Origin of the sequence: Kordia sp., from assembly GCF_050633145.1 — a bacterium.
Lineage (GTDB): Bacteria > Bacteroidota > Bacteroidia > Flavobacteriales > Flavobacteriaceae > Kordia.
On record NZ_JBOEFY010000002.1, the window covers coordinates 88,669 to 108,934 of the forward strand.

The window sequence follows — 20,266 nt, forward strand, 5'->3', positions numbered from 1 at the left end:
TTAACAATGAAAATAAAAAGTAATAAATTATTTTGGTTGCTAGGTCTAATACTTGTCTTCTCTTGTGAAACAACAGAATTAGATTTACTAGTAGATCCAAACGTACCAAGTCCGGATGCACTGGATGCAAATACGAACTTGAATTATATCCAATTTCAGCTTGCCGAATTCTTTGAAGACGCTACTGAATCTGGAGCAGAAGCTGTACGTTTAGAGTATCAGTTTGACACGTATGCCGTAAACTTCAATAACACAAATGCTAGTAATAGCGGAATGTGGACTACTGCATATGCTAATATTCTTAATGAGATTGAATTATTAATCCCAGTAGCTACAAATTCTAGTAGTTTTAGACATATTGGTGTTGCTAGAATCATTAAAGCATACACAATGATGACTTTGGTTGATTATTTTGGTGATGTTCCTTATACAGAAGCATTACAAGGAAATAATGGAATTGTTTTCCCTGCTGTAGACACTGGTGCTGATGTATATACTGCTGCTTTAGCAGAACTAGACCAAGCATTAGTTGATTTCGCTAGTATTGATGGAAACACTCCTAGTTTTAATGACTTATATTACAGTGAAGGCAACAGCAATACTATGCCTAATTGGTCAAAATTTGCTAATTCATTAAAATTAAAATACCACTTAAACAGAAGACTTATTGACCCAACAGGAGCTGCTGCTGGAATCAATGCACTACTTACAGGTGGAAATATCATCACTGCAAGTTCAGAAGATTTTAAATGGACTTCAGGAACGTCAATAAACCCACAAAGTAGACACCCATACTATGTTGAAGAATATTCAGCTGCAAATACAGGTGAATACATTCCTAATTACTTAATGTGGGCTCTAGCTGAAGAAAAGGGCGCTGAAGATCCAAGATTAAGATACTACACTTACAGACAAGTAGGTGCATTCCCAACTGATGAAGCAACATTAGATAATGAAATTAGCTGTTGGAATGATCCAAGACCTGGAACATATGCAGCAATTGATGCAATGCAACCAGTACCACTTCCTTTCTGTTCTTTATTTGGACGAGGAGATGGATATTGGGGTAGAGATCATGCTAACTCAGAAGGAATTCCACCAGATAACGCAAAAAGAACTACATTCGGAGTATATCCTGTAGGTGGTCGTTTTGACGACAATGACGCTGATGGTATTGACGACAATGATGGATTACAAGGTGCTGGTATTTGGCCAATTATGATGGATTCTTTCGTATATTTTATGAGAGCTGAAGCTGCATTATTCTTAGGTACTGCTGATAGCGATACTGCAATGTTAGAACAAGGAATCAGATCATCTATGGCTACAGTAACTTCATTTTTACCTAACCCAGGAGATTTTACAAACGTTGCCACAGCAGCTGATATAGATACTTATGTAAATGGAGTAATGGCTTCATACGCAGCGGCTACTAGTGATGCTGAAAGAATGAATATTATTGGTAAGGAATACTGGATCGCAATGTACGGTAACGGAGTTGAAGGTTATAACTTATACAGAAGAACTGGTGCACCAGGAAACTTACAACCTACATTATTAGGAACAGGTACATTCCCAAGATCATTCCTGTATCCAAATGTTACAGTTGATAGAAACATAAACATATCTCAAAAACCTGGACTTGCTGTACAAGTATTTTGGGATAATAATCCTGCTGGATTTATTCAATAAAAAATAAATTATGAAAAATAAATTTTTAAAAACAATCGTAGCTTTAAGTGCTATTTGCTTAGCATTTTATAGCTGTAAAGATGACGATACGTTACCTGTTGATTTTGATGATTTAATCAATACAGGAGTGCCTTTTGCTACAGAAATTACAACAAATGGCTCTACAAACGTTAACAAATTAGATCCAAGTAGTTCAAGTTTTTCAAAAGACTACCAATTAATTTCTCCTGCTGGAGGAACTGATATCTCTAAAGTAGATGTATATGTTAGTATTGCAGGGCAAAATGTTACTGCCCCAGAAGCTTTATTATCAACAGTAGACGCTTCTAGCTTTACAGCTTCAGCTACTGGAGGATACCCAGAAGTAAACATTAGTTATGATGGAGCATCTATCATTGCTGCTTTAGGAATTAACGCTGCAGATTTAGAAGGTGGTGACACTTTCGATTATAGATTAGCATTAACTAATCCGCAAGGAACATTTTCCGATGTAAGTGCTAACTTCGATAACCAATCGGCAGATCACACATTCTCATCTACAGTAGTTTGTGATTCACCTACGTTACCTGCTGGTGACTGGGTAATTGACATGCAAGACTCGTATGGTGACGGATGGCAACCAACTACTGGTAATGGTGGTGGTGCAGGAATTACTGTTACATTAAGTAACGGAACTGTATTCGAACTTGGACTTTGTACTCCATACGAAGCACCTGGATATCCATGTACAACTGGACTTAGTGCTGGTTCTACAACTATTACTATTCCTGCGGGAGTAAGTGGTGACTGGACTTTTAATGGTGATTTTTGGGGAGAAATGTCTTTCCAAGTTTACGGACCAAGCGGAAGTACTGTAGCTACAGGAACTGCTGGCTCAGGAGCTGGACCAATTGCATTAAACTTATGTAATGAGTAAAATCATTAGATTTTAAAATAATATAAACTGCCTTTGAAATTTATTCAAAGGCAGTTTTTTTTTAAGTTAATATTCTTTACTTTTCGCGACTAAAATCTAGGAATTAGATTTAAATAAGATTAAATGCTATGAAAAATCAAATGAAAAGTAAACTCTTTTTATACACTTTACTGCTGTGCTTTATCACCGTAAAAGCCCAAAACACAGTTGGAACAATTACCAACAATCAAGGGACTTTTAACGGGTATACTCTTTATGCACCGGCTGGACATACAGAAACATATCTCATCAATAACTGTGGTGAAGTTGTAAATCAATGGACGAGTACGGTTGCTCCAGGAAATGCCGTATATCTTTTAGAAAACGGAAATTTACTTCGTGCTGGGAGAATATCAAATCCTGACATAAATTTTGGAGGAGTTGGTGGCAAAGTTGAATTGTTTGATTGGGATAGTAATTTACTTTGGGAATACACCTACTCTACAACTACTGTATCTCAACATCATGACGTTTTCCCTATGCCTAATGGCAATATACTTATGTTAGCAGTGACTACAATGACTGAAGCTGAAGCAATTCAGGCTGGTAGAGCCTCAGGTAATCTTGCACAAGGAAAATTATTCAATGAACAAATATTAGAGCTAGAACCAGTTGGTTCTAATAGCGCAAATGTAGTTTGGGAATGGAATGTAAAAGATCACTTAATTCAAGATTTAGACCCAACTAAAGATAATTTTGGCACTGTTGAAGACAACCCTCAATTACTAGATATAAACTTTTTAGGCAACTCTGCTGGAAATGCAAACTGGCTACACTTCAACTCTATACAATATGACGAAAGGTTAGATCAGATTGTAATTAGTTCTAGACTACTTAGTGAATTATATATTATTGATCATAGCACTACAACAGCCGAAGCTGCAAGCAATTCTGGCGGTAATCGCGGTAAGGGTGGAGATTTTTTATATCGCTGGGGAAATCCACAGGCATACAAAAGAGGAACTGCTAGTGATCAAAAATTATTCGGACAACATTACCCACATTTCATTGCTGACGGATTAGAAGACGCACGTAAAATCATACTATTTAATAATGGTTTTATCCGCACTCCAAGCGTATCACAGATAGATATTATTGCTCCTCCAGAAGATTCTGAAGGAGTTTATAGCTATACTCCTGGAACAGCGTATGGTCCAAATAACACTGATTACACATACAAGGCAGCTATTGAAACAGATTTTTACTCTAGAATCCTATCAAGCGCACAACGATTACCCAATGGAAATACATTAATTTGCGATGGAGACGATGGTTACTTTTTTGAAATAACACCTGATGAAGAAATTGTATGGGAATATATAAATCCCGTTACTCCTACTGGAATTTTATCGCAAGGAGATGACTCTACAGCCTCTCCAAATTTAACTTTTAGAGTTTTACGATATGCAGCAGACTACCCAGCATTTGATGGACGCACACTTACTCCAGGTACACCTGTAGAACAAAATCCTGATTTAAACGGATGCACCATTTTAAGTACAGCTGAAACAAAAATTGTTGATTTTAAAATTATACCAAATCCTGTAAAAAATTCAATATCAGTAACAAGCAGTGTTTCTATTGATAAAATTGAAATTTATTCCATGCTTGGTCAATTAATACATTCAACTCAAAAAAACAATATTGATCTTAGCGAACAAAATTCAGGTATATACATATTGAAGGTATATGCAAATGACAAAATATCGACCTCTAAAATCATAAAAGAATAAAAGAATAATTCACTTCATTTTTTATTTCTTTTAATTATAAAAAACTCAGTAGTTCAAGAGCACTTGAATTACTGAGTTTTTTTAATATTCCATCAAAAAGAGGCAAAAGTAGTCACTTGTCGTTCAGAATTTTATCAATCCGTTAAATTATTTAACATAACTATCTTCCACCGATAATTTCAACATTTATTCCGTCGCATCGCCCTCATTACTACACCTATACCCTACTATATCAAAACAAAATAATCCTATTTTTTAAAAAAAACTTAGTGTATCTGAGCATTTTTAAGAAAAAAAAATTGGATTATTAACATATAATTAGGATTTTTGGCGATAGCTAATTCAAATAAATTAAAAAAATGAGAACAAAGTTTAGTGGAATTCTAACGCTATTCCTAGCGTTATTTGTGCAAATTCTGTTTGCACAACAACAGACTGTCTCAGGTACGGTTACCGATGACACAGGTATGCCGCTGCCAGGAGCAACTGTTTTGGTTAAAGGTACTACTACAGGTAAGACTACTGATTTCGACGGAAATTATTCTATTAAAGCTAACAACGGGCAAACGCTTGTATTTAGTTATGTAGGATATGCTAATCAAGAAATTAAGGTTTCGTCTGCTACTATCAATGTACAATTAAAAGAAGGTGAAGCTTTAGAATCTGTAACAGTAGTCGCTTATGGTGGTGCTAAGAACAGTGCAAAAGTAGCTTCTTCTATTGCTACAGTAGATGGTTCAACAATTGAGCAAGTTCCAATTGCCTCTTTAGATCAAGTACTTCAAGGTGCTGCTGCTGGGGTTAGTGTGAACACAGGCTCTGGACAACCAGGTCAATCTGCAACAATTATCATTAGAGGACGTGGATCTTTACAAGGTGATATTGAGCCATTATTCGTAATTGATGGTGTACCAGTAGATCAAGATAACTTTAGAAGTTTAAACCAAAATGACATCGAATCTTTATCTGTATTAAAAGATGCGGCTGCTACAGCTATTTACGGTAACAGAGGTGCCGGTGGTGTAGTAATCGTAACTACTAAGAAAGGTAAGAAAGGATCTGGAGTAAACATTCAGTACAGAACTCTTTATGGAGTTGCTGTTAAACCTAAAACTAGATTTGAGGTTATGAATGCAAGCCAATTCTTAACATTCCAAAGAGACCTTTTACCAGGAACTCAGTTTGGTGATGGTTTATCTGATGTACAGATTGCAGCTATTGCAGGACAAACAAATACTAACTGGTCAGATGTGTTTTTCCAACAAGGAACAACATTATCTCACGAATTAAGTATTTCTACAGGTAGTGAAACTACTAGTTCATATACATCTGCTCAATACTATAAGCAAGAAGGTATCACTTTAGGTAGTGATTTAAAACGTTTTTCTTTCAGAAATAACTTCAATGGAAGTTCTGCAAACAAAAAGTTTAACTATGGAACTACTTTAACATTAAACTACTCGGTGAGTAACTTTATTGTTGATGCTGCCAGAGGTGGAAACACAGGTGGTCAATTAGACAACCCGTTCTTAGTACCATATATTGGTCTTCCTTACTTAAACAGATTTAATCCTGATGGAAGTTTAAATACTTTTGGAACTGTACGAAGTGGAGCAATTAATGCTGCTGGAGATCAAGTGAATGCTAATGGATTCTTAAACACTCCATTCTTAGCTTTAAACACAGCTAGATTTAATACAGATCAAGAAACTGAAATTAAAGCAGTAGGTAGTATAAATGCAGATTACAATTTTGCTAAAAACTTAACTGCTGGAGGTTCTTTTGGTATGGATTATACTAATATTGAATTTTTACAGATTACAACTCCAGGAAGTATTAGAGGTTTAATTACTCCTAACCAAGGTTCGGAGATTAAAGGATCACAAGGTGAATCATTCTTTAGAGATTCTAACTTTATTGTGAATGCTTTCTTAAGATATCAAAATGATATCACTGATAAATTAAACTTATCTGCTTCTGTATACGGTGAGTATAACTATTCTAACACACAGCAAGCTGGATTTACTGCTTTTGGTTTAAATCCTGCTTTACCAGGTTCATCTGCCGGTTTTACTAGTGGTAACACTCAAGAAGGAGATGATACTAACGGTGACGGAATTTTAGATGCTGAAACTGAACTAGCATTAAACTATGTTCCTAATGTTTTCTCTACTGAAAGTGAACTAGCATTAGCTTCTTTATTCGCTACTTTAGATTTAGACTATGATGGAAAGTACGGTTTAGCTGCTACAGTTAGACGTGATAAAACATCTCGTTTCCCTAAGAACTCAACAGGTACATTCTGGTCTGTTGCAGGTCGTTGGAATATTGACAATGAAGACTTCATGAGTGATGTTGATTTCATCAATGCTTTAAAATTAAGAGCTAGTTATGGAGTTGTAGGTAACCAAGGAGTTGGTGGACGTTATCAAGGTTTACAAACTGTTGCTGCAAACCCAACTAGTTACCAATTAGGTACTGGATATGGAATTAATGGATTAATTGATGAAGATATCAAGTGGGAAACTACTAATCAGTTAAACATTGGTTTAAGTTTTGGACTTTGGAATAATAGATTATCTGGAGAGTTTGATTACTATAACTTCTTAACAGATGAATTATTCTCAAACAATGCTCCATTATCTGTTGCACAAACTGGATACAATACTGTAATTACTAACATAGGTAGTATGAGAAACACTGGTTTCGATTTACAAATTGCTTATGACGTATTAAGAAAGTCTCAAACTAACCCTTGGGCTATTACTGTACGTGCTAATGGTAACTACAACAAAAACAGAGTTGAAGAATTGCCTGTTGGATTTACAGGAAACACACTTCGTGTAACTGAAGGTCGTCAAGCATTCACATGGCATGATGTAAGATGGGCTGGAGTAGATCCTTCTAACGGTCAACCACTATACTATGATGTTAATGGAAACATTACCAATGAATACGATCCAAATGATGCTGTATATCTAGACAAAAACTTTGACCCAACATACACGGGAGGTTTTGGAACTGATATTTCTTATAAAGGTTTCACATTAAACGCGTTATTCTCGTTTGCTGCTGATAGATACAGACGTAATGGATCTTTAGCGATTATTGAAGATGCTTCTTTAGCTGGTTTCGCAAACCAATCTGTTACTATGTTAAACGCTTGGACAACTCCAGGTCAAGTAACTGATATTCCTAGATTATCATTCCAAGGTCGTGCAGAAATTGGAGATCGTTATATCGAAGATGCATCTTATTTACGTTTAAGAAACATTTCGCTTTCTTATACAGTAGATCCTAAGATTTTAGAGAAAACAAATATCATTTCTGGAATGAGAATTTTTGTTCAAGGTACAAACGTTGCTACTTGGACTAAGTGGAGAGGATTTGATCCTGAAGGTAACCAATCTGGAGGGTTCTTCGATTATCCTGTGCCAAGAACATTCACTTTAGGATTTGACTTAAACTTTTAAATAAAAAATAAAAATGAAAAAATATTTTCTAATACCAATTATTATTACCTTACTCTTTACAGTAAGTTGTGATGATCAATTAGAACGTTTTCCAGTGGACACATTAGTTGAGGAAACCGCCTTTCAACAAGTATCCGATTTAGAAAATGGACTTCGTGGAGCTATTAACAGTATCAACCGTGGAGGTGGACAGGCAAGTTTAATTGCTTTTAACTCTATCTTTACTGATAACTGTAAAATTGGTGGTGACACTGGTGGTCAGCAAATCGCATTAATCAACCAAATTCTTAACTCGCAAGGTGGTGATCAAGGAACATGGACTGATAGATATAATGCAATTAATAACTTTAACCGTCTTTTAGCTGCTGCTGGAACTATTACACCAGCATCTGGAGAAGAAGATACTTATGACAACGTTTTAGCGCAAGCTTATGCGTTCAGAGCATATTTACACTTTGATTTATTAACATACTATGGAGAAGATTTAAATAATGCATCTTCATTAGGTGTATACTATCAAAATGTAGTAGCTACTTCAGGTTTTCCAGCTAGACAAACAGTTGGTGAAAACTTAACTGAAATCGAAAATGATTTAACATTAGCTGCAAGTTTAATGCCTGCAAGTTCAACTGATGTTAACTATGCGACACAAGACTTTATCACGTTCTTAAGAGCAAGAGTAGCTTTATATACTGGTGACTACACTACTGCTATTTCAAATGCTAATACAATCATTTCGAACTATACTTTAGCTAATCAAGCACAGTATGCTGCAATGTTTGCTGGTGACGGTGATACAACTGAGGTAGTTTTCAAATTCGATAATGTTTTAGGAAACAATGCTTCTATCGCATTTAACTGGATATTTACTGGTACAGGTGGTAGCTTTATGGATATGTCAAATGGTTTATTTGCAGAATTTGCTCCAGGTGACGTTCGTCGTACTGTAAATGTTGATCCTACAAGTGATCCAGGAGCTTCTCCATCAGTTTTAATCATTGGAAAGTATCCACCAAACTCGGATACTAACTATATCAATGACTATAAAGCAATGAGACTTTCTGAAATGTATTTAATCAGAGCTGAAGCTCACGCTAGAAAAGCTGCACCAGATTTTGCTGCTGCTGCTGCTGATGTTGCTTCAATTAGAACTGCTAGATTTGGTTCTGCTCAAACTGTGGCTACATACACTTCTTTAAATGAAGCTATTACAAACATTAAAGCTGAAAGAAGAATCGAATTATGTTTTGAAGGTTTCAGATATATTGACATTAAAAGATACAGAAACATCTTAAACGTTGGAATCGAAAGACTTCCAATCGACTGTGCAACTGTACCATGTTCTTTACCTGTTTCTTCTGAGAAATTTGTTTTCCCAATTCCTCAAGGTGAGATCAATGCGAATTCAAATATGGTTCAAAACTCTGGATACTAATTAAAAAAAAAGAAAGTAATGAAAAAAATAGCAATACTTTTTATAGGAGCACTGTTCATGTTCACATCCTGTGAAGAAACAGAATCGCCTATATACGATGGTAGCCAGACTTTGGCTTACTTTAATGGAACTTCTTCTAGTTTAGAAGTTGAGATCAACGATACTAATTCCATTGATATTGAAATTGGAGCTAGTACAATTTCATCATCTGACAGAACTGTTACAATTTCTGTTGATGCTGACAACACTTCTGCTGCAAGTGATATTTATAGTTTCCCTTCTACTGTAACAATTCCAGCGGGTTCATACTTTGCTAATTTAACTGTTACTGCTGTAGATAATGGATTAACTACTCAGCCAGAAACATTATCATTGAAAATTGATTCAATTGATGATGGTGGTGTAGGTAGTACTATTTTACACACTGTATCAATTGTAGAGATTTGCCCTATTGCTGCAACTTTTGCAGTTGGTGATTATACATTAAACTTTGTATCTGGAGGAATTGGAGCTGCAGGATTTGCTCCAGCTTTAGGAACAGGTATTACTGTTGAATTAATGGCTGGATCTGCTTCTACTGAAAGAATCTTCAATGTAAAATGTTATCCAAGTTTTGGATTTGCTAATACACCTGCTGATTTCTCATTCAACTTAGTTTGTGGTACTACTGTATCTAACGGTATTGTTGAAGGACAAATATCAGGAGTTGGTTGTGGTGGATCTATAGCATTTGGTCCTGCTGCTACGCCAGGAACATATACTGTTGGAGATGATACTAACATAACTCTTAATTTCGCAGAAGATACTGCTGAGATTTGTGGTGCTGCTGGTACAACTTCATATACATTAACTAAAATATAATCAACCCTGTTATGAAAAAAATCGTAAAATTATTCATCTTGCCATTAGTACTGGTACTTACATATAGCTGTGTAAGTGATGATGATAGTAGGTTTCAAGCAAATCCAGAATCTGGATGGATTGAATTTCCTTCATCCGCAACTACAACGTCAGTAAATAATTCATTGACGACAATTTCAATTCCAGTTAACTTTACAGCTCCTATTAACCCGAGCAATGTAAATGTTACATATACTATCCAAGACGTAGTAGGAGCATCAAGTGATGCAATTACTGTTAGTGGATCAGTTGATATTGTTACTGACACAAATACAGCTACAATTGACTTAAATGTAATCCCAACTGCTGCTACTGCATTAGTATCTTCTGATATCTCTTTTGATATCGTTTTACAAAGTGCATCTAGAGGTGTTGGAATTGGATTATCTGATGGATCTGCTACAACAGTTCACAGAGTAAACTTAGTATGTGACCTTACATTAGACTTAGGTGGAATGTACAGTGTAACTACTAACTACGGATACCATGATTTCTTACCAAGCTTCAACCCAAATACTGAAGTAATGGAAATCGTTGATAACGGTGACGGTACTTTCTTCGTACAAGATTTCTCAGGAGGTCTTTACAATGGAGGTCCTTATAGTGGTGCATATGGAACTGGTCCAACTAGTTTTGATGTAACATTCAGTAACTCATGTAACAAAATCCAATGGGAAGGACAAAGTGACCCATGGGGACCTTGTATTCCATTAAGTGGAGGTGTTAACGAAGTTGATATCGCTACAGGAGTTGTTACTATTTCTTGGTTCTGTGAAGGATATGGAGAAAATGGAGTATCTGTTTATACACCATTGTAGAAATTAATATCACATTAGTAATACATACTAAAAACCACCCAACTGGGTGGTTTTTTTATTTTATATTTGCCCCATGCAAAATAATAACACACAAATTTTTGGTATAAGAGCCATTATAGAAGCTATAAATTCTGGAAGTACAATAGATAAGGTTTTTATTCAAAAAGGGCTTAGAGGCGATTTATTCAACGAATTAGACCAACTTTTACGTACAAATGCAATCAGTACTTCATTTGTTCCGCCAGAAAAATTAAATAGACTCACCAAAAAAAATCATCAAGGTGTAATTGCCTTGGTTTCACCAGTTGAGTTTTACGACCTAGATTCATTAGTTTTGAATGTAATTGAATCTGGAAGAGTTCCAAAGTTTTTAATTCTAGATCAGTTAAGCGATGTTCGTAATTTTGGCGCAATCATTAGAACAGCAGAATGTACCGGAGTGGATGGAATTATCATTCAAAAGAAAGGTGGCGCTCCTGTAAATGCAGATGCAGTAAAAACTTCAGCAGGAGCTATTTTTAAAATGCCTATTTGTAAAGTAGATCATATCAAAGATGCTATTTATCATTTACAGAGTTCTGGAATACAAATTGTAGCCGCAACAGAAAAAACTGAGAATAATGTGTATGATGTAGATTTTACCATTCCAATAGCTATTGTAATGGGTTCTGAAGGTAAAGGTGTTTCTCCTTCTATCTTAAAAATAGTAGATCATCGTGCAAAATTACCTATGCTAGGTGAAATTGCTTCTTTAAATGTATCTGTTGCTTGTGGTGCTTTTTTATATGAAATTGTACGACAGCGTTTGTAACAACTATTCTTCTTCAGAGATTTTAGAATTCCCAACATATATATAATTTACTTTAAATGTTGATTTTATTGGTAACTCCTCCTCTACTTCGTTGGGGAGTGTTTCAATAAAATTTCCATTTTCATCAAAATGACGCATAAAGGGATCATCTTCCGGGATGAATTCCTTTTTTTCCCATTCATATGTTTCCTTAGCATAAATTACTGGTAAAAAAACAGCAAGTAAAAAACCTGTGACGAATCCTCCTAAATGTCCTTCCCAAGAAATATGTGATTCTATTGGAAATAAATACCACAACATTCCTCCATATAAAAACATAATGATGAGTGAAACAGCCACAAATCGGTAATATCCCGTAATAATTCCTTTGAAAAAAATAAAACTCATCAACACATAGATAAATCCACTAGCACCAATGTGATTTGCTTCTCTTCCTATTAGCCAAGTAATGATTCCTGAGCCAAATAGCCCAATAATAAAAATGGTCCAACGTTGCGATCTATAAAAGTAAATAATAGCTGCACTGAGTAAAAACAACGGAACTGTATTATTCCAAAGATGCTTCATACTTCCATGAATAAACGGACTTAATACAATACCTCGCAATCCTTTCAATGTCCTAGGGTATACACCATAGTCATTGAAACGAAATCCAAAACGAACTTCACTCCAATATACCAACCAAATCGAAAAGATAAATAGAAACGGAATTAGTATAACGGCAGGTGTAAATACAAAAGGATGCTGTTTTGAATTCATAGATTATTTTACATCAAATAGTCAAAAAATTAGCCAAGATTCATTTACATGAAAAATTGTCACTTTATTTACAATGTACTATTTTTACCCCATGAGTGAACCTTTAGCAGAACGCATTCGACCGAAAACATTAGAAGCCTATATCAGTCAAGAACATTTGGTTGGAGAAACTGGTGTGCTTACACGTCAAATACAACAAGGTATTATTCCTTCTCTCCTACTTTGGGGACCGCCAGGAACCGGAAAAACTACTTTGGCTAATATTATTGCAACGACTTCCGATAGACCTTTTTATACGCTTAGCGCGATTAGTTCTGGTGTAAAAGAAGTGCGCGAAGTAATTCAAAAAGCAAAGCAAGACAAAGGTTTGTTTACAACAAAAAACCCGATTCTTTTTATTGATGAAATTCACAGATTCAGCAAATCGCAACAAGATTCATTATTAGGAGCTGTCGAAAAAGGCTGGGTTACACTTATTGGAGCAACGACTGAAAATCCAAGTTTTGAAGTCATTCCTGCTTTATTGTCACGTTGTCAAGTATATGTATTAAATTCTTTTGGGAAAGATGATTTGGTAAAGTTATTACAACGTGCCATCAAAGAAGATACGCAACTTGCTAAGAAAAAAATAACACTCAAGGAAACGGAAGCATTATTAAAGCTTTCTGGTGGCGATGCACGAAAATTATTGAACATATTTGAATTACTCATCAATTCAGAAGACACAGAAGAAGTAAACATTACGAACGATTTGGTATTGAGTCGCGTTCAAAAAAACACCGTTTTATATGACAAAACGGGCGAACAACACTATGACATCATTTCGGCTTTCATTAAATCTATCCGCGGAAGCGATCCTAATGCCGCAGTGTATTGGTTAGCTCGAATGATTGAAGGTGGCGAAGATGTAAAGTTTATTGCACGTAGAATGCTAATTTCTGCAAGTGAAGATATCGGAATTGCGAATCCAACAGCGCTTGTAATTGCTACCAATACGTTTCAAGCTGTCTCAATTATTGGATATCCTGAAGCGCGTATCATTTTAAGTCAGTGTGCAGTTTATTTAGCTACATCTCCAAAAAGTAACGCCTCGTATATGGCGATAAAAAAGGCGCAAGCAATTGTTCGTGAAACTGGCGATTTATCCATTCCCTTGCATTTACGAAATGCACCAACAAAACTCATGAAAGATCTAGGTTATGGTGAAGATTATAAATATTCACACGATTACAATCATAACTTTGTAGCACAAGAATATCTTCCTGATGAAATTTCAAATACAAAGATATATGACCCAGCTAGTAATCCTCGTGAAAAAAGTTTGCGTGATTTCTTAAAAAATCGCTGGAAAGATAAGTATGGGTATTAAGGGGCTTAGGTATTAGGTCAAAATAATATTGCATATATCGATTAGACAAGATCCACTTCGCTATTTTGCTTTTAAAATCATTTATTCCAAACGTCACTTCGAGTGATTTTTCGAATAAAATGAAGAAAAATTGTATCGAGAAGTACTTTTAAATAAAGATGTTGTGATTATCACATTAGATCTCGATACAAAAACTCTACGAGTTTCCACTCGATCGGACGATTTTGGATTCGAAATCTATTTAATCGAAAAAGCACCTAGAATAATTAAAACTTAATATTCAACGCAGACTTTTTATTTCCGTTTCCAGATGATTTAGACAAAACCCACTTTCCGTTTTCTTTAAAGACAGTAGCATCTTGCCCTTTTACTAAATAGACATTTGGAACACCTGTTTTCAATAGAATCATCACAACTTTTGGCGAGCTATCAACTAACTGATACCCGTTTTCAATTGGTTGTGCATATAAAACAGTAGTAGCAGTTTTAGTAACAGTTTTTACCATCGGTTTTTCAGTAGTGGTTTCCTTTACTGTTTCTTCCACTACAACAACTTCTTCAACTTTTGACTCTATTACCTTTTTAGGCATTTCCTCAACAGTCACAGGTGGTGGCGGTGGTTGAACTTCTACAACTTTTTCTTCTGGTTGATACGAATAATTTTTTGCTTCTATATCTGCAAAAGCTCTTCGTAAAGCTTGATTGTATCCTTTTTCGTATGCCTTAATTTTTGAACGTCCAAAAGGAGTTTCCATGATGATTTGATTCGAACAATCGCGCAAAACAATTGCCATTTTCATTGTAAAAATATTCGACTTATTATTGATATCTGCAAACAATGCCAAGCATCTATCAGCGATCAAATCTTTTGGTAATTGTTCATTATCATATAATACTTCAAAACCTTCTTTTTTAAATAAATGACGAACCAATGTGTTCACTCGATATAGATCATGTTTACTTGAAAATTCAAATTTATATGGAATGACTACATACTTATATTTATTCAGTTCTTGTGAGAAACAAGAAAATGCAATTAAAAGAAAAACAACACTCGCTAAAAAACGTTTCATCTACTTATTTTTATCAGGTTAATTTTGTCAGATAAATTTATCACTATAACCATTAGTTGACTGCAACTAACGACAATGACACTTTACATAGACATCTAATTTTATTATTTGCCTCCAAATTAAGAATTTTATTGGAATCCACTACTTTTTCTGCATCGGAAAAATATAATTAAAGCCCAATTGCACAGAAGCATAATTGGATTTGGCGAGATTTTGATATTCCAGTAGATTATCTGCCATGATATAGAAATTTACATTTCCAATATGAGTAGACAAACCAACGCCAATATTGGTTTTTGAGAAACCATCTGCGGTATACGTAACTTTTCCGCTTAAAAAACTAAACAATTGTCTGCGATAAAATGCCGTAAGCGATAATTGTGGTCGACGCGATCGTCCAATAGCAAACAATTGCAATCCAGCTTCGTTTAAATAATCGCCATCTTCTCCAGTACAATTACATTCTTTCAACACCTTTTTTCCATATTTGTACGAAACAGAACCATTAAGTTTCGGCGAACGCCAAGAAACATAATTATTTGTAATTGTGTCCAGTTCAAATAAATCTTCAAAATTATCTGTAATCTCTTGCCAATATTCATCTGCAGTTTGTCCTGAACCGTTGTTTGGAAATAGTGGATTTACACCTTCAAATGTATATTCTCCTTTGAGTGTATAAGTTTCTACGTCTTTTGTGTGATAAATAAAACCCAAATCTTGTACACTTCCTGTCACTGTCCATTGTTCTTTTGGATGATATGTAAACCCGAAATCGAGTCCTAATCCTAAATTTCCACCAAAAAGTACACGTTTGCGCAATTCCTTGACAGCCTTTTCATTCCAATCGTTTTGTCCGTCATTATCTAAATCAATTAACGAAGCATAGCCAGAAGTTTGCAATTGCAAATCTAAATCAAACGTATGATTGTAAAAGTTATTGGTGCCTTCTGTCGTGATGAAACTTCCTTTATTATTAGTCGATTTAAAATTAAGCAGACTCGAATAGATTTTTCCACGAAAACCATAGGTCAATTTTTTATTCACTTTGGTCGTTAAACCCACATGAAAAACTGAAATTAATTCTCCTTTTGCATTCACATCTCCTAAATTAAATTCGCGTCCTATATTATTCTGATTTCCTTCGTAAGCAAGAATGGCATAATCTCTTGGATAATAAAAGTGAACATCTAATTCTTGATACAGTCCGAAAGACAAATATTTATTGGGTTCATAAGAATTTCCAAACGCAAATCCACCGCTAAAAATTTCTAATTGTTGATTGATTGTGAAGTAGTCATTTCGATCTAAATTATACACAACACGACGCAATTTTTCATTAAAATCAACACCATTATCAGCAAATAGATCATACGCTGTAACTCCAGAAGAACCTGCACTTGCATGGATATGTGATAGTAACGGAATCCCCATATGCCATTTGTAATTTACTTCTGCTCCAGGATTCAATAACAACGACTGTGGAATGTCGGTAAAGTTATAGAGTAATTGCTTGTTTTGTGCAAACGCAAAACAAGTTAAGAATAGAAATATGAAAGTGATTTTTTTCAAAAAACGGTAATTAATTATTCGTTATCTATTAAAAAGTACAAAGTAGCTTTAGAGCGCATTTTTATATTTCCAATGCTGTTTTCATCAAGTGGAATTCCTGTCGGACTCGGAAACATACTTAAAACTACTTCAAGACGTTTCGTGTTTGTAAATTGTTCTAGCAATGCATCTTCAAATACTTCTGTATGCGTTACAACAACTTCATTATTTCCATCAGGCATAATGTCAATAGCAAAAGCATGTAATACGAGATCATTTTCATCGTACATAATAACATCTGCTCTAAAATTTCGATCAATTGTGTTTGTTACTTCAAAGAAGAATTCGGCTTTTATGAGATTATCACGAAAAAACTGATCGTTAAAAACATCTAACTCTAAATCATCTCCTTCTGTCACAATGGCTGTGCCTGTAGGTTCAGAAAATTGAGATGCTTGAAAATCAAAAAAGATCAAACTTGATTCCAACACTGGCGAAATAGCAATATCTTCTGCTTGTTCAAAATCGACATCCTTTACACAGGAAGCGAGAAAGAATAAAAATAGTATAGGTACAATTCTTTGTAACATTAACGATCTAGATTTTAATTTACGGATGTGTCAATTTTGCAAATCGTTGAAGGATTTTCAATCGAATTCATTCACTAAAAAAACAATGCAAATATGACTGGATGCTGAAATGATTTCAACAAATTGAAAAGCTTTAAGACTTTTCTTCTTTATAACAACTCTCTATTAAAAAAACGACGCTTTTTGGGTTTTATTACAGAAATCTTTCAATTTCATTCAAGTGATGTACAATTGGACAGAGTAAATGTTTGTATTTTTTATCAAAATCAACTTGAATAACATTCATCTTTACTTCCAGTGCGCCTAAGATGTCTGCTTCGAAGCTATCGCCTATCATCATTGCGTTTTCAGGCGCTACATTTGCCAATTTTAATGCATGATTAAAGATTTTTGGATTCGGCTTTTTTACATCTACACTTTCCGAATCAATAATATGTTCAAAATATTCCGAAATACCAGAAGCTTTTATTTTTTTTCGTTGCACTTCCCGAAAACCATTCGTTATAATATGAAGCTTATATTTTCCATGTAAGTTTTTCAATAACGTTTCTGTATAGTCAAAAAGATGATTGAAACTTGATAAATACTGAATGTATTGTGCTGATAAAAGGTTGATTAATTCGTCTGAAGCTTCAAATTCGATTGCTTTAAATGTTTTAGCCAAACGTTGATAGCGAAGTTCTTTTTTAGAAATTTTTTCTTCTCGGTACAATCGCCAATATTCTAAATTCACAGGCACATAGACCGCTAAGAAACGTTCAAACTCTACTGGAACATCATTCTCGGAAAGTATTTTTTTGAAGGTTAAAGCGGAGTTTTTTTCAAAATCCCAAAGTGTGTGATCTAAATCAAAAAAAATATCAGTGATGTGCTGCATTGCTGTACGCTTTTAATAAATTGATATACAATTCTTTCCATTCTAAGTTGCGCTCTGAAAGAACAACATTGTGAAATACTGCCGCAAAAGTACCATTTACTTTTTGGACTTCGGTTGCCATTTTCATGATTTCGTTGGTAAAAACTTCAGCATCTAACACACCAGTATATTGCATACAAAATGGATTGACTTTTAACGGTGTTTGAATTTCCATACCGATGTCATAGAAATAAAACGGATTGCATGTTCCTGCACGAAATCCGATAGTATCGCGATAACCCATTGAATAATCTTCTGCAAACTCCAAATCAATTAAACCTCTATAAAATTGTGGAACATTGAGCATATTACAATGTTGTCGTACACGTTTTACAGGCTTGTTAATTGTTGAATTGAGTCGCTTCTTCTCTATTTTGAGTTTTTCAATTTCTGTAAACGAAGCGTACGAAGCTAACAACCCAACTTTACTATAATCGGATACGTTTTTTATTAAACGAATAAACACATTTTTATAGATTGATATGTTATGATCATTCGTGGCATAATCGCCTAGTTGAAAGAAATAATACGCTTTGGTTTTATATTTTTTATGCAGTGCGATAAATGTTTCAAAATTGTCAAATGGATCGTCTCGCATTCCTAGTAATACTGCAAAACGCTCTATGAAACGAGAAAACTTAAGTCGTACAATATCTGTTGCAAATCCACCAAGTGTTCGGAGAGTTCCTCGTTTTTTGTATGCATACGCTACAGGAATATTGATGATTGGTTTGTATAGAAATTCACGTTTTTCAGGCACAACATCAGGAAATCGTTCTAAAATAATTTTTAAAAACTTCTGACACCAAATATCAACAACTGGAATGGTGAGAAAATCATTTTTAAACGCCAAACTTTCTGCTGCTGTATAGCGCCCATGTTCATCTTTTACATATGGCAAATATTCTTCGTAACGACTTAACATGTAAAAGCTTGCTGCAAAAATATCGTATGGCACGGAACTTTTTTCGCCCGCAGGGAAAAAACACGGTGTGCTATCCCATTGCTGAATAGTAATGTCTACTTCTCCAATACCTTGTTCAAATAACAAATCGTGACTTCTCACAGAAAACTCGTCGCCAAGCGGTTGTTTTACATACGACATTTTCACTTCATTGTGCGCAATAAAGGTTTCAATTTTTGTCGTAAAATCAATAGGGATTCCTAAAACACGTGTTAGTACATGTTTGAATGTATACCGTAATCTTGGCGTAATTTTTTGGGTGTATACTAACAGCATTATAGAACTCTTTTAAACTATTTTTAGTTGCTGAGATATTGTTTTTTTAATCTAAATGTCAAATCGAGCGCAGTCGAGATCAAATAAAAGCAGTCAGTTTCCTAAGCTTCTCGATAGCTTCGCTAAGTATTTTCAATTAAAAAATATTTTAATCTCAATAATCCTCGAAGTGACAAGTAATGATTTTATTCACTTAGTAACTTCTTATATTAAACCCACATTAAAGTAAGTTTTCATCAGCGAAACTAAAATACTCTTTTTCTGTGATAATTAAATGATCTAGTACTTTTATATCTAAATTTTCCGCACCTAAGCTCAATTTCTTGGTTATAGCTTTGTCTGCCGCACTCGCTTTTAAAGTTCCTGACGGATGATTGTGCGCCAAAATAATAGCTACCGCACTAACTTCTATCGCTGTTTTAAGCACCAAACGAATATCAACCAATGTTCCTGTAATACCACCTTTACTTAATCTTATTTTTTTAAGGACTTTGTTTGAATTGTTTAAATAGATGATCCAGAATTCTTCATGTGGCAATTCGCCAATAATTGGTTGCATTATTTCAAAAACCATTCTGCTTGACGTAATTTTTTTTAACTCTACTTTGGTTTCTATTTGTCTGCGTTTGCCCAATTCTAAAGCTGCAATTATAGTGATTGCCTTGACTAAACCAACTCCTTTGAACTTTCTGAGTTGTTCTGAAGATAGTTTTCCAAGTTCGTTCAAATTCCCGCCAACGGAAGCCAAAATACGTTTGGAAAGCGACACTGCACTTTCGTCTTTACTTCCTAATCGGATTAAAATGGCAAGTAATTCAGCATCACTTAAAGCTTTTTTTCCTTTAAGTTCTAATTTTTCTCTCGGTCGATCGTCTTCTGACCAATATTTTATAGATTGTAGATGTACATAGTTTTCTTTCATTACGAATCTCAATTTCATTAAAGCTACTTTTT

At 34.7% G+C, this 20,266-nt stretch carries 16 protein-coding genes; 9 read left to right on the plus strand and 7 right to left on the minus strand.

Annotated features, from left to right (window positions below; translation table 11 throughout):
* Nucleotides 1-6: 6 nt before the first annotated feature.
* The 8 genes from ACRBBL_RS00850 to rlmB all read left to right on the plus strand — a co-directional run bounded on the left by ACRBBL_RS00850 (nt 7) and on the right by rlmB (nt 11,817).
* Nucleotides 7-1,692: a SusD/RagB family nutrient-binding outer membrane lipoprotein gene (locus tag ACRBBL_RS00850; protein ID WP_431367133.1), complete on the plus strand. Its 1,686-nt coding sequence runs from the start codon at nt 7-9 to the stop codon at nt 1,690-1,692.
* Between the two features lie 10 nt (nt 1,693-1,702).
* A complete protein-coding gene (locus tag ACRBBL_RS00855; protein WP_431367134.1) occupies nt 1,703-2,608 on the plus strand; it encodes a hypothetical protein in 906 nt (301 codons plus the stop codon).
* A gap of 140 nt (nt 2,609-2,748) precedes the next feature.
* The gene (locus tag ACRBBL_RS00860) at nt 2,749-4,380 is read left to right on the plus strand and encodes an aryl-sulfate sulfotransferase (protein WP_431367135.1); all 1,632 of its coding nucleotides are present in this window, start codon (nt 2,749-2,751) and stop codon (nt 4,378-4,380) included.
* Between the two features lie 359 nt (nt 4,381-4,739).
* Entirely contained in the window at nt 4,740-7,853 is a 3,114-nt protein-coding gene (locus ACRBBL_RS00865; protein WP_431367136.1) for a SusC/RagA family TonB-linked outer membrane protein, read from the plus strand.
* Between the two features lie 13 nt (nt 7,854-7,866).
* Nucleotides 7,867-9,288 (plus strand): RagB/SusD family nutrient uptake outer membrane protein, encoded by a 1,422-nt coding sequence (locus ACRBBL_RS00870; RefSeq protein WP_431367137.1) that lies wholly within the window; start codon nt 7,867-7,869, stop codon nt 9,286-9,288.
* An 18-nt stretch (nt 9,289-9,306) separates the two neighbouring features.
* Nucleotides 9,307-10,149, plus strand: coding sequence for a DUF1735 domain-containing protein (locus tag ACRBBL_RS00875; RefSeq protein ID WP_431367138.1), 843 nt, complete (start codon nt 9,307-9,309; stop codon nt 10,147-10,149).
* Between the two features lie 11 nt (nt 10,150-10,160).
* Nucleotides 10,161-11,006, plus strand: coding sequence for a hypothetical protein (locus ACRBBL_RS00880; protein WP_431367139.1), 846 nt, complete (start codon nt 10,161-10,163; stop codon nt 11,004-11,006).
* A gap of 73 nt (nt 11,007-11,079) precedes the next feature.
* Entirely contained in the window at nt 11,080-11,817 is a 738-nt protein-coding gene (rlmB, locus tag ACRBBL_RS00885; RefSeq protein ID WP_431367140.1) for a 23S rRNA (guanosine(2251)-2'-O)-methyltransferase RlmB, read from the plus strand.
* A 3-nt stretch (nt 11,818-11,820) separates the two neighbouring features.
* On the opposite strand, the gene ACRBBL_RS00890 is transcribed toward rlmB, so the two are convergent.
* Entirely contained in the window at nt 11,821-12,576 is a 756-nt protein-coding gene (locus ACRBBL_RS00890) for a rhomboid family intramembrane serine protease (RefSeq protein WP_431367141.1), read from the minus strand.
* Between the two features lie 91 nt (nt 12,577-12,667).
* Here ACRBBL_RS00890 and ACRBBL_RS00895 point away from each other — a divergent pair, with 91 nt between their 5' ends.
* Nucleotides 12,668-13,945, plus strand: coding sequence for a replication-associated recombination protein A (locus ACRBBL_RS00895; protein WP_431367142.1), 1,278 nt, complete (start codon nt 12,668-12,670; stop codon nt 13,943-13,945).
* Between the two features lie 266 nt (nt 13,946-14,211).
* Here ACRBBL_RS00895 and ACRBBL_RS00900 read toward each other — a convergent pair whose 3' ends face one another.
* The 6 genes from ACRBBL_RS00900 to radC all read right to left on the minus strand — a co-directional run bounded on the left by ACRBBL_RS00900 (nt 14,212) and on the right by radC (nt 20,252).
* Nucleotides 14,212-15,018, minus strand: a complete 807-nt coding sequence (locus ACRBBL_RS00900) for a hypothetical protein (RefSeq protein ID WP_431367143.1) — start codon at nt 15,016-15,018, stop codon at nt 14,212-14,214.
* Nucleotides 15,019-15,159: 141 nt separating this feature from the next.
* Complete coding sequence (locus tag ACRBBL_RS00905; RefSeq protein WP_431367144.1) at nt 15,160-16,587, minus strand: DUF5723 family protein; 1,428 nt, start codon at nt 16,585-16,587, stop codon at nt 15,160-15,162.
* Nucleotides 16,588-16,601: 14 nt separating this feature from the next.
* Nucleotides 16,602-17,156, minus strand: coding sequence for a hypothetical protein (locus ACRBBL_RS00910; protein WP_431367145.1), 555 nt, complete (start codon nt 17,154-17,156; stop codon nt 16,602-16,604).
* Nucleotides 17,157-17,349: 193 nt separating this feature from the next.
* On the minus strand, nt 17,350-18,033 hold the full coding sequence (locus tag ACRBBL_RS00915; RefSeq protein ID WP_431367146.1) for a YjjG family noncanonical pyrimidine nucleotidase: 684 nt from the start codon (nt 18,031-18,033) through the stop codon (nt 17,350-17,352).
* Nucleotides 18,017-19,312: a polysaccharide deacetylase family protein gene (locus ACRBBL_RS00920; protein ID WP_431367147.1), complete on the minus strand. Its 1,296-nt coding sequence runs from the start codon at nt 19,310-19,312 to the stop codon at nt 18,017-18,019. Before ACRBBL_RS00920 ends, ACRBBL_RS00915 begins: the two co-directional genes overlap by 17 nt.
* 220 nt (nt 19,313-19,532) lie before the next feature.
* Nucleotides 19,533-20,252 (minus strand): RadC family protein, encoded by a 720-nt coding sequence (gene radC, locus ACRBBL_RS00925; protein ID WP_431367148.1) that lies wholly within the window; start codon nt 20,250-20,252, stop codon nt 19,533-19,535.
* Nucleotides 20,253-20,266 lie beyond the last annotated feature (14 nt).

What these genes read in the sequence shown, in the direction of transcription:
- ACRBBL_RS00870 (WP_431367137.1), top strand. Translation starts at nt 7,867, where the DNA reads ATGAAAAAATATTTTCTAATACCAATTATTATTACCTTACTCTTTACA.
- ACRBBL_RS00890 (WP_431367141.1), bottom strand. Translation starts at nt 12,576, where the DNA reads ATGAATTCAAAACAGCATCCTTTTGTATTTACACCTGCCGTTATACTA.
- ACRBBL_RS00855 (WP_431367134.1), top strand. Translation starts at nt 1,703, where the DNA reads ATGAAAAATAAATTTTTAAAAACAATCGTAGCTTTAAGTGCTATTTGC.
- rlmB (WP_431367140.1), top strand. Translation starts at nt 11,080, where the DNA reads ATGCAAAATAATAACACACAAATTTTTGGTATAAGAGCCATTATAGAA.
- ACRBBL_RS00850 (WP_431367133.1), top strand. Translation starts at nt 7, where the DNA reads ATGAAAATAAAAAGTAATAAATTATTTTGGTTGCTAGGTCTAATACTT.
- ACRBBL_RS00865 (WP_431367136.1), top strand. Translation starts at nt 4,740, where the DNA reads ATGAGAACAAAGTTTAGTGGAATTCTAACGCTATTCCTAGCGTTATTT.
- ACRBBL_RS00860 (WP_431367135.1), top strand. Translation starts at nt 2,749, where the DNA reads ATGAAAAGTAAACTCTTTTTATACACTTTACTGCTGTGCTTTATCACC.
- ACRBBL_RS00910 (WP_431367145.1), bottom strand. Translation starts at nt 17,156, where the DNA reads ATGTTACAAAGAATTGTACCTATACTATTTTTATTCTTTCTCGCTTCC.
- ACRBBL_RS00920 (WP_431367147.1), bottom strand. Translation starts at nt 19,312, where the DNA reads ATGCTGTTAGTATACACCCAAAAAATTACGCCAAGATTACGGTATACA.
- ACRBBL_RS00895 (WP_431367142.1), top strand. Translation starts at nt 12,668, where the DNA reads ATGAGTGAACCTTTAGCAGAACGCATTCGACCGAAAACATTAGAAGCC.
- ACRBBL_RS00900 (WP_431367143.1), bottom strand. Translation starts at nt 15,018, where the DNA reads ATGAAACGTTTTTTAGCGAGTGTTGTTTTTCTTTTAATTGCATTTTCT.
- ACRBBL_RS00875 (WP_431367138.1), top strand. Translation starts at nt 9,307, where the DNA reads ATGAAAAAAATAGCAATACTTTTTATAGGAGCACTGTTCATGTTCACA.
- ACRBBL_RS00880 (WP_431367139.1), top strand. Translation starts at nt 10,161, where the DNA reads ATGAAAAAAATCGTAAAATTATTCATCTTGCCATTAGTACTGGTACTT.
- ACRBBL_RS00915 (WP_431367146.1), bottom strand. Translation starts at nt 18,033, where the DNA reads ATGCAGCACATCACTGATATTTTTTTTGATTTAGATCACACACTTTGG.
- radC (WP_431367148.1), bottom strand. Translation starts at nt 20,252, where the DNA reads ATGAAATTGAGATTCGTAATGAAAGAAAACTATGTACATCTACAATCT.